14 protein-coding genes are annotated in these 14,485 nt (G+C 56.9%); 5 read left to right on the forward strand and 9 right to left on the reverse strand.

Annotated features, from left to right (window positions below; all coding sequences use genetic code 11):
- Positions 1-48: 48 nt before the first annotated feature.
- Positions 49-606 (reverse strand): polysaccharide biosynthesis/export family protein, encoded by a 558-nt coding sequence (locus JM93_RS00855; protein ID WP_145340168.1) that lies wholly within the window; start codon positions 604-606, stop codon positions 49-51.
- A gap of 196 nt (positions 607-802) precedes the next feature.
- Between JM93_RS00855 and JM93_RS00860 the strand changes: the two genes are divergently transcribed.
- Complete coding sequence (locus tag JM93_RS00860; protein WP_145340169.1) at positions 803-3,193, forward strand: exopolysaccharide transport family protein; 2,391 nt, start codon at positions 803-805, stop codon at positions 3,191-3,193.
- Between the two features lie 5 nt (positions 3,194-3,198).
- On the opposite strand, the gene JM93_RS00865 is transcribed toward JM93_RS00860, so the two are convergent.
- Positions 3,199-4,446 (reverse strand): GNAT family N-acetyltransferase, encoded by a 1,248-nt coding sequence (locus tag JM93_RS00865; RefSeq protein WP_170230458.1) that lies wholly within the window; start codon positions 4,444-4,446, stop codon positions 3,199-3,201.
- A gap of 166 nt (positions 4,447-4,612) precedes the next feature.
- Between JM93_RS00865 and JM93_RS00870 the strand changes: the two genes are divergently transcribed.
- Complete coding sequence (locus JM93_RS00870) at positions 4,613-5,623, forward strand: polysaccharide deacetylase family protein (protein WP_208994848.1); 1,011 nt, start codon at positions 4,613-4,615, stop codon at positions 5,621-5,623.
- Between the two features lie 21 nt (positions 5,624-5,644).
- Here the strand turns inward: JM93_RS00870 and JM93_RS00875 are convergent, their stop codons facing one another.
- A complete protein-coding gene (locus tag JM93_RS00875; RefSeq protein ID WP_145340172.1) occupies positions 5,645-5,860 on the reverse strand; it encodes a DUF2842 domain-containing protein in 216 nt (71 codons plus the stop codon).
- Positions 5,861-6,024: 164 nt separating this feature from the next.
- On the opposite strand from JM93_RS00875, the gene JM93_RS00880 reads away from it, so the two are divergent.
- Positions 6,025-7,122, forward strand: coding sequence for a COX15/CtaA family protein (locus tag JM93_RS00880; protein WP_208994934.1), 1,098 nt, complete (start codon positions 6,025-6,027; stop codon positions 7,120-7,122).
- A gap of 64 nt (positions 7,123-7,186) precedes the next feature.
- On the opposite strand, the gene JM93_RS00885 is transcribed toward JM93_RS00880, so the two are convergent.
- The 5 genes from JM93_RS00885 to JM93_RS00910 form a co-directional block, all read right to left on the reverse strand.
- Positions 7,187-8,470 (reverse strand): O-acetylhomoserine aminocarboxypropyltransferase, encoded by a 1,284-nt coding sequence (locus JM93_RS00885; protein WP_145340173.1) that lies wholly within the window; start codon positions 8,468-8,470, stop codon positions 7,187-7,189.
- Between the two features lie 155 nt (positions 8,471-8,625).
- Positions 8,626-8,832 carry a hypothetical protein gene (locus JM93_RS00890; protein ID WP_145340174.1) on the reverse strand — a complete coding sequence of 69 codons (207 nt, stop codon included), beginning with the start codon at positions 8,830-8,832 and terminating at the stop codon, positions 8,626-8,628.
- Between the two features lie 113 nt (positions 8,833-8,945).
- Positions 8,946-9,476: a CoA-binding protein gene (locus JM93_RS00895; RefSeq protein ID WP_145340175.1), complete on the reverse strand. Its 531-nt coding sequence runs from the start codon at positions 9,474-9,476 to the stop codon at positions 8,946-8,948.
- Between the two features lie 77 nt (positions 9,477-9,553).
- Positions 9,554-9,850 carry a P-loop NTPase family protein gene (locus JM93_RS00900; RefSeq protein ID WP_145340176.1) on the reverse strand — a complete coding sequence of 99 codons (297 nt, stop codon included), beginning with the start codon at positions 9,848-9,850 and terminating at the stop codon, positions 9,554-9,556.
- Positions 9,851-10,459: 609 nt separating this feature from the next.
- Positions 10,460-11,287 carry an enoyl-CoA hydratase gene (locus tag JM93_RS00910; RefSeq protein ID WP_145340178.1) on the reverse strand — a complete coding sequence of 276 codons (828 nt, stop codon included), beginning with the start codon at positions 11,285-11,287 and terminating at the stop codon, positions 10,460-10,462.
- Between the two features lie 278 nt (positions 11,288-11,565).
- On the opposite strand from JM93_RS00910, the gene JM93_RS00915 reads away from it, so the two are divergent.
- The gene (locus JM93_RS00915; RefSeq protein WP_145340179.1) at positions 11,566-11,991 is read left to right on the forward strand and encodes a PaaI family thioesterase; all 426 of its coding nucleotides are present in this window, start codon (positions 11,566-11,568) and stop codon (positions 11,989-11,991) included.
- A gap of 38 nt (positions 11,992-12,029) precedes the next feature.
- Here the strand turns inward: JM93_RS00915 and JM93_RS00920 are convergent, their stop codons facing one another.
- Positions 12,030-12,596 carry a TetR/AcrR family transcriptional regulator gene (locus JM93_RS00920; RefSeq protein WP_145340180.1) on the reverse strand — a complete coding sequence of 189 codons (567 nt, stop codon included), beginning with the start codon at positions 12,594-12,596 and terminating at the stop codon, positions 12,030-12,032.
- A gap of 264 nt (positions 12,597-12,860) precedes the next feature.
- Between JM93_RS00920 and gndA the strand changes: the two genes are divergently transcribed.
- Entirely contained in the window at positions 12,861-14,342 is a 1,482-nt protein-coding gene (gene gndA / locus JM93_RS00925; RefSeq protein ID WP_244300733.1) for an NADP-dependent phosphogluconate dehydrogenase, read from the forward strand.
- Positions 14,343-14,485: the final 143 nt, after the last annotated feature.

The raw sequence follows: 14,485 nt of genomic DNA on the forward strand, positions 1-14,485 counted from the left end.
CAGCATCTTATGACAGGGAAATGATTTTGCGGTTAATCCTGTGCGGCCTCAAAAATAGCGTTCACGCACGTAAATTGTGTCGCCGGGGCGAATCGGGTCCGAAATGGGGACACGTCCGTTTAGGATTTCGCCGTTGATCTGGCGCGTGATATCGACGTCTGCTTGTTGGGCCCGGGCGCTGAATCCACCCGCCGTTGCAATCGCATTTTGAACGGTCATGCCTGCAACATAGGAATACTGGCCTGCATTTTGCACCTCACCCATTACGAAAATGGGACGATAGGTATCCACCTCGACTGACACATCCGGATCGCGCAGGAAGCCCTGGCGGAGTTTGCGTGCGATTTCATTGCCCAGTTCAATTTGTGTTTTGCCGCGCGCGGCGACGTTGCCAATCAGCGGAAAAGAGATATATCCAGCTTGATCAACTACATAGGTGTTTGAGAGGTCGTCCTGGCCAAACACGATGATGCGCAGGCGATCACTTGAGTCCAGACGATATGGCTGCGTCAATGTCTCATGAAATGCCGTGGGCGGGCGTTGATACCCGCTGCAAGCAGCGAGGCCCAGGCAAACAGCAAGGACAAGGCAAATTCTCGTAAACATCCGCGACTCTCCAGACACATGCCTAAACATCGCAAGTCATGGTTAATCGACGGTGAATGTGGTCAATTTCGGTAATTTCTACATGTGAGAATTGACGATGAAAGAATTAACTGCCGAGTTTCGGAGCTGTACATCGGCTTAACCGATCGCTTACCCTAATTTGTCATTGTTGGTCCATCAAGTGGAGTGGATGGCAATGGGTTTGTCCCAACAACCGGATAATGCGGAAGACATGGCGCTGGATTTGGGGGGCTTGCTGAAAACCCTCGGCAAGGCGATGCGCTGGTTGTTGCCGCTCGTCATTGTTGTCGCGGGCGGTCTTTTTCTGGCCCTGCAAATCGTGCCGTCGAAATACACGGCCGAGGGGCGGTTGCTGATTGAAAGCAAGGATGCTGAGTTGCCCGGTTCCACGCGCGGGGCTGAAGAAGAACGCGCGCTTTTGGACACTGAAGGAGTGGAGAGCCAGGTTCAGCTTCTAATGTCGCGTGATCTTGCGCGGCGGGTCGCAAAGCGTCTCGACCTGGCAGCCATTCCGGAATTTGACGCGGAGGGACGGGGAAGTCTCCTGGGCGATGCCCTGGCCATGATTGGGATTGCAAGCCGTGAACGCGATTCCGCCGAAGACCGGGTCCTTGAACACTACTATGAAAATCTGGAGGTGTTCCGGCTCGATGGTTCGCGGGTGATTGCGGTACAATATACCGCCCGCGATGCCGAGTTGTCGGCTCTGGTCGCCAATACAATCTTGTCCGAGTACATCGCGCTGCAGTCCAGCGTAAAGCGCGTATCGACCGAAGAGGCGGCCTCGGCTCTTGAGCCACAAATCCGGGAACTGCGCCAGGAAGTGCAAAGCGCGCGCAAGGCTGTGGCGGACTTCAGAGCCCGCGCTGACCTGCTGTTCGGCTCGGAAAACATCACTTTGAGCCAGCAGCAGCTGACGGAAATCAGCACCGAGGTTTCTGCCGCTGAAGCCGCCAGTGCGGAGGCAAAAGCCAAGGCGGACCAGATCCGCGAGCTGTTGAACACGGGCGGGTCGCTTGAAAGCGCATCCGACGTTCTGGAATCGCCCTTGATCCAGCGCCTTCGCGAACGGCAGGTAGAGATCCAGTCGAATATCGCCGAACAGTCGATCACACTGCTGCCCAGCCATCCGACTTTGCGGGCCCTGCAGTCACAGCTCAACGATTACAACAATCAGATCCGTTCCGAAGCGCGCAAAGTCGCTGCAGGACTTGAGAGCGAAGCACAAGTTGCCCAACAACGGGCGGAGGCATTGAACCGCAGGCTGGAGCAACTGAAACAAGCCGCAGCGCGCACCAATGCCGATCAGGTCCGGCTTGCCGAGCTTGAGCGTGAAGCCGATGCGAAAGCGGATCAGCTCGATACGCTTTTGGCCCGGTTCCGGGAAGCGGATTCGCGGCTCCGGGCGCAGGTTCTGCCAGCCGATGCACGCATTATTTCCGAGGCCAGCATTCCGCTGAAACCCTCCTCTCCAAAGATCCTTTTGCTGACAGTGGTGGCCGCGCTCGCAACTTTTCTGATCGGGGCGGCCTGGGTGATCATGGGGGCATTCTTATCCGGCCGTGCGCTTTATCCGGTCTCTTACGGCGGTCCTGCCGAGCCCCGCGGCCAAGAGCCTGCTATGAACCAGATGGCGCCGGGACCACAGCCCGGGGCATACGGGTCTTATGCACCCGGTTTTGCGGGTGCAGGGGTCCGCATGACCGGCTCATTTTCCGGTTTTGCAGGGGACTTCCAGCCCAGAACAGAGGCTGATCGCCACGAACGCACCCGCCAATATGTTGCGGACATGGCAGAAGACAGCGCAGATCCCGGTTCTAAACAGCCGCCCGAGAGACCTTCTGCGCCCATCCAGTCGCAAGACAACCGGCCGCGGCCGGCGCAGCGAAAAGCCGTGGATCCATCGGGGTATGACAGGAATTTTGCTCCCGAATGGGTGGCGGCTTCTGCCAGCCCCGCAGCCTCGAAAGACCGTGTTTCAGAACCTGCGCAGCCCGTCGCACGCGATGCTGGTGTGGTCTATAAGGCTGTGGCCGGGTGCACCGTTGTCTTGAGCGTCGATGATGCCGAGCAATCCCATATGCTGGCATTTTCGCTGGCGCGCAGAGCATCCGAAGACGGTTACTCCGCTGTTTTGGTCGAGGCATTTCCGGAGATGGAAAATCCGAAAGGGGCGCCCGGATTTTCTGATCTTGCCCTGAGCAAGGCCGTCTTTTCAGAAAGTGTTTACCGGGACGCCCGTTCCCGCATTCACATCATTGAATCGGGCCGCTTTGCCATTCCTGACGATATCGCGGAGTCGCGCCGGTTCCAAAAAGTGCTTGATGCGCTGGCAACGACATATGAAGTGGTGGTTTTTGATCTCGGGCGGATCGATGGTTCTCTTGCCGGCGCCAAGTTGATGGCAGCCGCAGATCAGGTGTTTGTTGCTGCTGGGGATGCAGATCAGGACGAGGACCTCCAGGGAGCTGCTGACTTGCTTGCGCGCAATTCCGGTGCCCGGGTCGAGGTGGTTCCGGCCGGTTTCACCGACGATGGCTCGAATGGACCGGGCAAAGCCGCTTGATTCAATTATTTTGAGCTGCGCGCCAGCCGCTGCCGCATTTTCCGAACCATCGGCCAGAGCTTCTTTGACCGGCGAACGCGGGTCTTGACGGCCTGAAGCGCTTTGAGAGCCGTAAGGGCAATTGTCCCCTTCGCCGAGGTTGCACAGACCAGGTCTTTAAGCTGAACGGGATTGGTCCAGCTTCGTTTGTAGCGCTCATCGCCAATCCCGAGGTCAAGAGCCAAAAGACCTCCGGTCTGCATTTCGGTCTGCAGAACATTCTTCAAAAGCACCAGTCCGGGGCTGTAGACGCTCAAGTCATCCTCGGAGAAACTGATGGCATAGCCACTGAGATGGGATGCCGTTCGAACCGTAAGAAAGACGGCCCGGACTTTGCCAGCCACATTGAGCGACCAGACCGACAGAGGCGCAGTTCCGATATCGGGTTCGCTTGCCAGCTTGCGGACAAAATCCTGTTCGGCCTTGCTGCCGAATGCATTTGGGATGCCTGCGTTTTTCTCGCGGGCCGAACGCTGGGCAAAGAATGCCGACAATGCGGTTTCAATTTGGAGCGAGCTGGACGCTTTTTCGATTGAAAAGGCCCCGCTTTCACGTAGGCCGCGTTCCTTGCGGAGCAGTTTCTTGCGGCTTTCCTTTTTGTGTGTCTGCCGAAACAGCTCGTCGAACGACCCGCTCAGAGCCGTCTCGAACAACGGATGAACGCTCGGGATACAGGCCGCCAAATATAATGGATTGTCTGATCCGCCGGGACCGCTTGCAAGGTTGTTCAGTTGAACAAGGTCTGCCCCGATCTTTCCGGCCAGTCCGCGCAAGGCAGCCAAGAGTTCCGTGGGATCGAACTCGGCTTCCGCGTTATCTGCCCAAAGTCCGGTGTTCTGATTGACGTAGTTCTGACCTGCAAATGTCAGAATTTGGAATGTGCCTTTTGCGGTCACAGCCAAGGGCAGAAGGCCGACCGGGCGGCCCCTTGCGTGCACACTGACCATTACCGGGCGTGTTGCCGCGTTCTGACCGAGGGTCGTGAGCCAGCTGCGGATCCACTCCAGACGCTGGTATGGCCCGCAGGTGCCGTTGGTCTCCAGGTCTTGCCAAAGCTCTTCGAGCCCCTCGATTTCGCGAAAACCGAAGAGTTGAACCCGTCCTGCCTGCAATTGCGCAAACGCCCTGCCTTGGAAAGACTGTTCGGGTACTGCGGAATGATCGGGCGGAAAGGGGGCTTTGGACATCGGGTCGGACAGCGTCAGCTTTGCCATATGGTTGGGTGAAAGTGCATTCGAGCGGTGGACCCTGTCTGAAATAGCAATAAAATATAAACAATGCGTGCTAGCGTTGCGGCCCCGCATGATGTGACTTTGAGAGACTATGTCGGCCCGCGAAGCGTTCTTTCGTTTTGGTTTCAATGCCCTCCAGGCAACAGGGGTGAGCCGCGCAATCGCGCCCCTGACCCAAGGCTGCGGTGCGATATTCATGATGCATCACGTCTGCCCGCCGCGGACGGAGGCATTCCAACCTAACCGGCACCTTGAGATCACGCCAGAGTTCCTCCGGCAGACCGTCCAGCAGATCCGGTCATCGGGATATGAAATCCTGCCGATCGGTGAGGCGGTCGATCTCTTGAAGGCCGGGTATGCGCGCAAGCGTTATGCGGTTTTGACGCTGGACGATGGCTACCGCGACAATATCGAGCACGCGCTGCCTATATTGCAGGATTTGGACGCGCCATTCACTGTCTATGTTGCAAGTGGTCTGATCGACGAGACCGCAGAACTTTGGTGGATCGCGCTCGAAGAAATCATCCGCGAAAACGCGGAAATCCGTCTCACCGATGACGGCAATCCGCTGCCTGCGCGAACAGTTCAGGAAAAAAAGCAGTGCTATGCCCAGGTGTGCCGGCTCCTCACGTTAAAGGTGAGCGAAATGGAGCAGCGCCAGATCGTCCGCGATCTTGCAAAGCGGTATCGCTATGACCTGCCGGGTTTATCTTCCCGGTTCATGATGTCCTGGGACGATGTGCGTGCACTTGGCAGGCAGCGGCTTGCAACGATCGGCGCGCATACACAAAACCATTATGCTTTGGCGCGCCTTGAAACAAAGGACGCACGCGAGGACATTGTCACTGGCTCTGATCGTTTGGAACAGCAAACCGGCGTGAAACCGAGGCATTTCGCCTACCCCTATGGCAAAGCCTATGCCGTTTCCGAAAGGGACGCGGCATTGGCCGGGGAGGCGGGGTTCCTGTCCGCGGTGACGACCCGGCCGGGTGTTCTTCAATCAGCGCATGCCCGGCAGCCGCTGATGCTGCCTCGGGTCTCTCTCAACGGGTGTTTTCAAGAGCGGGCTGTGGTCGCGCAGTATCTGACCGGCGTGCCTTTCGCAGCCTATCGGGCTGTGTCGTGGTTGCGGAACGGTCTTGGCCTTAGGCCTGCCTGAAACCGGACCGGTAGGACCCCGTCAGCTTTTGTTGCGGGACGGGCGTTCCATCCAGGAAATGATGGCACCTGCAGGTATCACCCAAATGAGGCCAGCGAACGCATAATAACCGAAGGTCACCCAACCGTTTGCGTTTTGCAGTTTCAGATCGCCAATCACCATGGCGACGAAGGCATAGACAATCACAAACACGACCAGCCCGACCATGCCGATGAATTTTCGAAACGAGGGAACCATCCTCCAATCCTTTCTCTTCCCGCAAGCGATCAAGTGTCGCAAAGGTGCGGAATGACTTGCCGGCTCAGCCGTGCACCTATATCTCACCGGGCAACACGTCAAACCCGTCCACGGAAAAGCACGCTATTCTCATGTCGATCACCACGGCCAACACTGCGTCTACGATGAAAACCGAAGCCGAGATTGCCCGCGACCGGACAATCGTTCGCTGGTGGTTATATAGTGTGTGCGCGCTGATCCTGACCATGGTGGTGGTCGGCGGTGCCACGCGCCTGACCGAATCGGGTTTGTCGATCACGGAATGGAAGCCGATTCACGGCGTCATTCCGCCGTTGAGCGAAGCGCAGTGGGAAGAAGAACTCGAAAAGTACCGGCAGATCCCGGAATACCAGCTCATCAACAAAGGCATGAGCATGGAGGAGTTTCAGTTCATCTTCTGGTGGGAGTGGGGACACAGGCTTCTCGGGCGGGTCATCGGTATCGCATTTTTCGTGCCCATGGTGGTGTTTTGGGCGCAAGGGCGGTTGGAGTCCTGGATCAAGCCGTGGCTGGTATTCGGTTTGGTTCTCGGCGGACTTCAGGGCGCCGTTGGCTGGTGGATGGTGGCCTCGGGCCTTACGGAGCGCACCGACGTCAGCCAATACCGGCTTGCAACCCATTTGACGCTGGCCTTCATAATCTTCGCCTATCTGTTCTGGTTTGCGCGACGGCTTGCGCCACATCCTGCGCCTGACCGGTCCGATCAGGCGGCACTCCTTCCGGCCGGCTGGATGGTGCTTGGTCTGGTGTTCCTGCAGCTCTTCTTGGGCGGGCTGGTCGCGGGCCTGAATGCCGGGTTCACTTTCAACACGTGGCCGCTCATGGACGGGCAGATCATCCCCTCCGGATTGTTGGCCATGTCGCCATGGTGGCTGAACGCGTTTGAAAACGTCATGACCGTGCAATTCCAGCACCGGATGACGGCCTATCTGTTGGCGGCAGCGGTGCTTTATCTTGTGTGGCGAACCTACCGGACAACCGGCAACTCCCGTCTGCGCCGGCCTGCGCTGGTCATCGCGGCATTTACGGTCATTCAAATGGTATTCGGAATTGCAACACTGCTCGGCTTCGGCAACTACACCGGCACACTGTCTATGCATCAGCTTGCCGTCGCTCTGGTGCATCAGGGGTTTGCGGTGTTTGTTCTGGCTGCCAGCATCGAGTATTTGGTGGCGCTGAAGGGGCATTTCGCGCGCCCCGGATCAGTCTCGACACCTGTTTGAACGGATTGAAAGCCGAATGCGAAAGCCCGCCGGATCGGCGGGCTTTTTGTTTTTGCTTTGTTGATTAGTCTGCTGACATTGCCTGGTCGAGATCGGCGATGATGTCATCGACATCCTCCAGACCGACGGAGATACGCACCACATCCGGCCCGGCGCCCGCCGCGGTCTTCTGCTCGTCCGACAGCTGCCTGTGGGTGGTTGAGGCCGGGTGGATAATCAGGCTGCGCGTATCGCCGATATTGGCCAGATGCGAGAACAGTTCCGTGTTCGACACCAGCTTGACGCCCGCTTCATATCCGCCGCGCACGCCAAAGGTGAACACTGCGCCGCCGCCCTTTGGCATGTATTTCTGCTGGAGTGGGTGATACTTGTCTTCGGGCAACCCCGCATAGGACACCCAGCCGACGCTGGAATGGCCAGACAGGTGCAAGGCGACTTTTTTGGCATTGTCGCAGTGGCGCTGCATGCGCAAGGGCAGTGTTTCGATGCCGGTCAGGATCATGAACGCGTTGAAGGGCGAGATTGCCGGTCCAAGATCTCGCAGGCCGAGTACGCGGCAGGCAATCGCGAAGGCAAAATTGCCGAAGGTCTCGTGGATCACGATGCCCTGGTATTCTGGCCGCGGCTTGGACAGCAGCGGATAGCGGTCGTCTGCCGACCAGTCGAACGTTCCACCATCGACGATGACACCGCCCATGGAATTACCATGTCCACCCATGAATTTGGTCAGGGAGTGCAGCACGATATCGGCGCCGTGCTCAATCGGGCGGCACAGATATGGCGTTGCCATGGTGTTGTCGACGATCAGCGGGATCCGCTTGGCCTTTGCAATGGTGCTGATCGAGGCCATGTCGGTGATGATACCACCTGGATTGGCAAGGCTTTCGACGAAAATTGCTTTTGTGTTTTCGTCGATAGCCGCTTCAAAAGAATTCAGATCATCCGGGTCGGCCCATTTGACGTCCCAGCCGAAGCTTTTGAATGAATGGTTCAGCTGGTTGATCGACCCGCCATAGAGCTTGTTGGCTGCGACAATGTTGTCGCCAGGCTGCATCATGGTGTGGAAGGTCAAGAGCTGGGCGGAATGGCCCGAAGCGACCGCAAGCGCAGCCGTTCCGCCTTCCAGCGCGGCAACCCGCTCCTCCAGAACCGCGGTCGTCGGATTTGTGATACGGGTGTAGATGTTGCCAAAGGCCTGCAGACCAAACAGCGAAGCGGCGTGATCGACATCGTCAAAAACGAAGGAAGTCGTCTGGTAGATGGGGGTCGCACGGGCGCCCGTAGCTGGATCGGGCTGGGCGCCTGCATGGATCGCCAGAGTTGAAAAACCTGGAACGCCGTCGTTCATTATTGTACCTCCGCTTTCACAGGCCGTTGCTGTTGAGGGCCATGGTTGTGCGGCATATTGGCCGATGCGTCAGGCAAGGTCAAAGCCTATGCTGAGGCTGTGAAAGCGGATGCGCGATTCCAGCGTAAGCTGCTGAAAAACAATAAATTTTTATTTCAGGTTTTGCGGTCAGGGTTTTGCAGGGCGGTATCGCGGCCTGATTGCGGCTCGGCCTCGTCACGAAACCAACTTTCCTGGCGCGGGCAGAAAGGCGACCCCTTCTCAGGCGGTTTGACATAGAGCGCCAGGGCTGTCGTTAGTCCAGCAGCCATCACCAAAAGGGTCCATTCCATGGCGGTGAAGAGGAAAATCTGCTCAGACATTTCTGCGGTCCCCGTTTGTGCCTCGTGCCGGTTAACCAAGCCGTAGCGAGCGGGGATTGCGCGAAGCTGGCGCTGCCTGAATTGTCCAGTGCATTGCGCTGCCAGCGGTGGTGTCAGATTTTGGGTTTTGCGCCGAGTCCGCGGTGCTGAAACCCGGCCTTGAGCGAAGGGCGCCTGGACGATACCGTGCGCGAATTCACTCCGGCCCAGCCGATTTCCCCTGAAAGCCGCCCGTATTCGATTTTCGGGCACCGGTCCATCACCACTTTGATCCCAGCGTCTTCCGCCCGCTTGGCAGCCTCGTCATTGCGCACGGACAGCTGCATCCATATGACCTTCGGAAGGCTCTTCGTGGCGATTATATCGTCCACGATTTGGGCAGCCGCATCGGAATTCCGGAAAATGTCTATCATATCGGGTACTTTTGGCAGATCCGCCAGCGAAGCGTAGACCGTCTGGCCCAAAATCTCCTTGCCGGCCTGGCCGGGATTGACCGGCCAGACCTCATAGTCTTTTGCGAGCATGTATTTCAGTACGAAATAGGACGGACGCACGTTGTTCGCGCTCGCCCCGATCATGGCGATTGTTTTGACCTCGTCCAGGATCTGCCGGATGTAGGTATCTGAATAACTGTCGTGGTTCATGCGAAGATCCAGGCCGGTTCAAAAAGGGGACCTTAAGCCTTGTAGGGCCGGTCCGGATAGTCTCTGGTTGCTTTTTGCTACATGTTGTTTGCTCGGGTGATCCGGTGCTGCCCTTCATGCAAGAAACAGGTTGCTGAAATCTGACTGAGGTCAGTCGAGTTCGGTAAGCGAACATCATGAATGTCGGGCAGCGATTTTCCGCTTGCCTCGAACGCGCGATCAATCTGGGAAATCAGTATCATAGTCTGTCCGCTTTTCTGACAATACCTGTGCAGGATATCTAGCTGCTCAACCAGAGGTGGGTTCTGACGCTGATGATCCAACAACTGCATGTAGTCGATGACTGCAAAAGAGTTCGGCGGTGAATGCATCATCTTTTCGACGAGGTATCCCGCGCAAATTCCGTCAGAGAAATCAAGTGAGACCGTCCCCGTTTCGACGAGGTATGTGCCGCGCAGTTTTTCGAGCCGGAGGGCAACGTCTTTCGGGCTGTATTCCAGTGTGAAAAAGATTCCTTTTGACCGGCTTTTGCAGCCTCAAGCAGAACTCGCAATGCAAGCAGGGTTTTACCCTGGCCTGGTCGCGCGCCGATCAGGGCTAGATCGCCGGCAGTAAGGCTCTCGCGCATTTGCCGTTCCGGAGTTGGGCTCCCTTCACTTGATGAAAGGTGGCTCCAACTCCGAAATCCCTCGTTTATTGCGATCTGATCAAGTGCTTTGTGGAGAGGTAAGCCCTCCGCACGGGCGCGGCGTTTGGCGTTTTGTTTCAAACGATAAATTGGAGAAGAAAGCGGCATAGAACCTCCTGTTACAGGCAAAACCGCAGTCCCTCCTTATGCGAGCCAAACAAGCAGGTTAGATGTCGCTATTGTCCCACAGGTTAGCTGCTTTCCCGAGCGGAGGGGGGAGGCGTGGACTACACCTTAGGAGACATTAACTCCAGCCCGGCGATTCTTCAACACGCGTGAAAAGATGCCAGCCGCCTCAACTATCCGACCATTCCGGCGAGCGTTTTTGCAGGAACGCGGAAATGCCTTCTTCGGCATCGCGTGCAAGCATGTTTTCCACCATGACATTGGCCGCATGGTTATAGGCATCGGACAAGGGCATTTCGAGCTGCCGATAGAACGCTTCTTTGCCGACCTTCAACGTATGCGACGATTTGGAAGCGATGACTTCCGCATATTTCTGGACAACCTGATCGAGATAATCGCGCGGTACGATCCGGTTGATCAGGCCAAACTCCTTGGCCGTCGAGGCATCGATGCTTTCGCCGGTCAACAGCATTTCCATGGCCTGTTTTGGGGCGACATTGCGCGAGAGCGCCACCATCGGGGTCGAACAAAACAGTCCGATATTGACGCCGGGCGTGCAGAAGGTGGCGGTGTCAGTGGCCAGGGCCAAGTCGCAGGACGCAACCAGCTGGCAACCGGCAGCCGTTGCAACGCCGGTGACGACTGCAATCACGGGCTTGGGATGGCGTACGATCTGCTGCATCAGGTCGGAGCACTGGCGCATGATCCGTTCATAGGTCGCCCGTCCGCGGTCGCTTTCCGCCCGCGCTGCCGTCAATTCCTTGAGATCGTGCCCGGCGCAAAACACGTTGCCTTCGGCGCCCAGCAAAATGACACGGATCTCAGGGTCGTCAGCGGCCCGGGTGAGTTCGGCTGACAATGCCGCCATCATCTTGCTGGAGAGGGCGTTCATCTGCTTTGGCCGCTGCATGACAATCCGGAACACGCCTTCATGCAGCAAGGTTGCAACCAGAGGAGGCTCTGAAGGGGTTGGGGCGGCAGCGGCAGAATCGGTCATGGGGATCCTCATGTGTCGTCAAAAGACGGATTTGACGTGAGGTTTACACTGGATTTTCCTTTGTGACGAGAGCCCGGACAATCGAGGAAATGGTTCAAGCTGAAACAAGAGAACAGACCAGGCTGTCTAACAGGCGGCTGGCCAGGTGCCGGCTTTCCGATCATGCGCTGCAAGGGGCGGCGTACCGTCCCGGGCAAATTCCGGCTTGTGTGAATTTGATTTTGACGCTTACGTCAAAGGAATAAGGAGCCGATTGCGGGCGGGAGAAGAGGGCACCAATGAAAGCGGTTATGACTGCGGAGGAAATCACTGAATTTCTGGACAGAGAGTTCCCGCAGATGCATGCGGGCGGGCGCATCTATACCATCGATAGCGTGTCCGACGGAGAGGCCGTCGTTCGCCTGACAGCAAGCAATGATCATCTCAGGCCGGGTGGCACCGTGTCAGGACCGACCATGATGACACTGGCCGACTTCGCTGCCTATGTGGCAATCCTTGCACATATCGGGCCGGTGGCGCTTGCGGTCACCACGAATCTCAACATCAATTTTCTGAGGAAACCCGGTCCTGGAGATCTCTTAGGAACCTGCCGGATCCTCAAGCTCGGCAAGCGGCTTGCTGTTGTCGATTGCGGGATCGCCGGGGACGGAGACGAGGATCTGGTTGCCCATGCCACGGCGACCTACTCCGTCCCGCCTCGATAGCAGCACTCCCGCAACGGGTGCACATCCTTGGTTCTTGTCTAAAGTGCGGTGTCGAGCGCCGAGATGGCGTATTTTGCAATCGTTCTGAGGTCTTCGCGCGAAGCCCCGTCGCGGGCTTGCTGGCTCATGCCTTGCAGTGTAGCGGCTGCAAACCGCGCCATGTCTGGCGTCACACCATCCCGGCTTGCCATTTCCTTCACGTTGTCGTTGCGCATGCTCGCAAGACGGTCAGCCACATGTTTGTTGGTTTCCGTCACCGCCACAGCGGCACTGATCACCAGGCACCCGCCCGGGAACTGATCGGATGGATAGTGGTCCGCTGCCTCTAAAAGCAGGCGCTGCAACAACGCCCGGCCATCGGTTTCTTCTTCAAATATCTTGGACATGAAATTCCCGTGGGTCTGATTGTAATGGTCAACAACTTTAAAAAACAAATCTTCTTTTGATCCGAATGCTTTGTAGAGACTGGGCGGATTGATACCCATCGCCTTGGTCAATTCCGAGATGGATGCGCCCTCGTAGCCATGCAGCCAAAACACCAGAGTGGCTGCCTCGAGCGCGTCCTCGATCATGAACTTGCGGCCCTGGCCAAGCCTGGACACCATTTTTCTTCCTCCGTTTTATGCGTCCAAGCCATCTTGGGCGGCATTTTCGCGTCTTGCGCGAATTTGCATTTTTTTAATGTAGTGATCGCTAAACGTATGGTATGAATTTAGTGATCGCTACATGACGGAAATGTAACTTCGTTTTTCGTTTCTGCAAGATGAAAAATGTATTCTTTTTTGCTTGCTCATTTCTGCTGCAGCACATTTGCGCGCTGCGCGATCAAATTTGAATGAAGTCGTATTTTCAATCAGTTGGAGGGTGCGGTGCAGCACGAACAAAAGTCTTTTTATCACGACTCCGGATCAAGGGACCGGGGCAATGACATCGGAATTATCGGCCTTGGAACGATGGGCGGCAGTTTGGCGCTGAACATCGCAGAAAAAGGGTTTCTGGTTTCGATCTGGGATCAGAACCCCGACAAGGCAATGAGTGTCTATGCCAGTGCCGGTGCCATGCGCAAGAGTCTTCATCCGGTTCAGACTCTGTCGAATTTTATTCTGTCGTTGAGATCCCCCCGCACGGTTCTCCTGATGGTTCCGGCAGGGGAGCCCGTGGATGCTGTGCTCAGGCTTTTGCAGCCGCATCTGGATGTCGGGGATATCGTGATCGATGCCGGAAATTCGAACTTTCATGACACAAACTGTCGGGCGGAAACGCTTGACGCGATCGGGTTGCGTTACATGGGGGTGGGTGTGTCCGGCGGCGAAGCCGGAGCACGGCGCGGTCCGGCAATCATGGCCGGAGGCGATCTCGATGCCTGGGAACATGTGAAACCGATATTCGAGGCGATCGCGGCCCGGTACGGTGCATTGCCGTGTGCGGCCCATGTTGGAAACGACGGCGCAGGGCACCTCGTGAAGGCGGTTCACAACGGTATTGAATATGCGGATATGCAGCTTATCGCGGAGGCGAGCGGGTTGCTCACCCGTGGTCTAAAGCTTGGCTATCGCGCTTCAGGAGCCGTTTTTGAGGACTGGAACAACGGTCCTCTCCAGTCTTACCTGATTGAGATAACATCAAAAATTTTCAAGGAAACAGACCCGGAAACAGGAAAGCCCCTGCTCGATGTCATTCTCGACTGTGCCGAACAAAAGGGGACAGGGCGCTGGACGGCGATTGAAGCCTTGAACCTGGGAGTGCCTGCCGGTGTGATTTCGGCCGCTGTTGATTTTCGCTTCCTGTCCGCCCGGCCGGCCGAACGCAAGGATGGTCAATTCGTATTTAGCGGCTCTGGAGCACAGCTTTGTGCGGAAGACCTCTCGATAGCGGATATCGAGGCGGCACTGATTGCCGGAAAAATCATCAGCTACACTCAAGGCTTTCAATTGATTCAGGAGGCCGCTGATGACAATGGTTGGGACATTGACCTTGCAAGCGTTGCACGAATTTGGCGCAACGGCTGCATAATCAGATCCGCGATGCTGGACGAGATGGCCTCCGCGCTTGCCGGCGCGCCGGGAAAGAGCCTCATGCGCTCGGCATATTTTGCGCAACAATTAAGCCAAACCATTCCGAACCTGCGCAAGGTTGCCAGAGCGGGAATTCAAGCGGGCCAGCCCATCCCTGCCTTGATGGCGGCGCTGGCCTATTTCGACACCGCCCGCACTTCGCGTTGCACCGCAAATGTAATTCAGGCTCAACGGGACTATTTCGGCGCCCACGGCTTCATGCGGACCGATCAACCCGGCACTGGTTTTCGCGGGCCGTGGGCACATGAAAAGACCAGGGTTCTGGCGACAGCTTGAGCAGGTGGATGTCATAAACCGGGCCTTTTGGCCCGGTTTTTTCTTTCACACGACACAAGCCGGTTCGATTTCCAAGAAAGCCTGAAACAGGCTGCCCATGCGCCCAGCCGGGTGCAAGGGAAAATGGTCTTCACGCCTTAATG

Source organism: Roseibium hamelinense, assembly GCF_007830545.1.
Lineage (GTDB): Bacteria > Pseudomonadota > Alphaproteobacteria > Rhizobiales > Stappiaceae > Roseibium > Roseibium hamelinense.

Coding starts and splice junctions, on each gene's coding strand:
- JM93_RS00855 (WP_145340168.1), bottom strand. CDS start 606: ATGTTTACGAGAATTTGCCTTGTCCTTGCTGTTTGCCTGGGCCTCGCT.
- JM93_RS00860 (WP_145340169.1), top strand. CDS start 803: ATGGGTTTGTCCCAACAACCGGATAATGCGGAAGACATGGCGCTGGAT.
- JM93_RS00865 (WP_170230458.1), bottom strand. CDS start 4,446: ATGGCAAAGCTGACGCTGTCCGACCCGATGTCCAAAGCCCCCTTTCCG.
- JM93_RS00875 (WP_145340172.1), bottom strand. CDS start 5,860: ATGGTTCCCTCGTTTCGAAAATTCATCGGCATGGTCGGGCTGGTCGTG.
- JM93_RS00880 (WP_208994934.1), top strand. CDS start 6,025: ATGAAAACCGAAGCCGAGATTGCCCGCGACCGGACAATCGTTCGCTGG.
- JM93_RS00885 (WP_145340173.1), bottom strand. CDS start 8,470: ATGAACGACGGCGTTCCAGGTTTTTCAACTCTGGCGATCCATGCAGGC.
- JM93_RS00890 (WP_145340174.1), bottom strand. CDS start 8,832: ATGTCTGAGCAGATTTTCCTCTTCACCGCCATGGAATGGACCCTTTTG.
- JM93_RS00895 (WP_145340175.1), bottom strand. CDS start 9,476: ATGAACCACGACAGTTATTCAGATACCTACATCCGGCAGATCCTGGAC.
- JM93_RS00900 (WP_145340176.1), bottom strand. CDS start 9,850: ATGATGCATTCACCGCCGAACTCTTTTGCAGTCATCGACTACATGCAG.
- JM93_RS00910 (WP_145340178.1), bottom strand. CDS start 11,287: ATGACCGATTCTGCCGCTGCCGCCCCAACCCCTTCAGAGCCTCCTCTG.
- JM93_RS00915 (WP_145340179.1), top strand. CDS start 11,566: ATGAAAGCGGTTATGACTGCGGAGGAAATCACTGAATTTCTGGACAGA.
- JM93_RS00920 (WP_145340180.1), bottom strand. CDS start 12,596: ATGGTGTCCAGGCTTGGCCAGGGCCGCAAGTTCATGATCGAGGACGCG.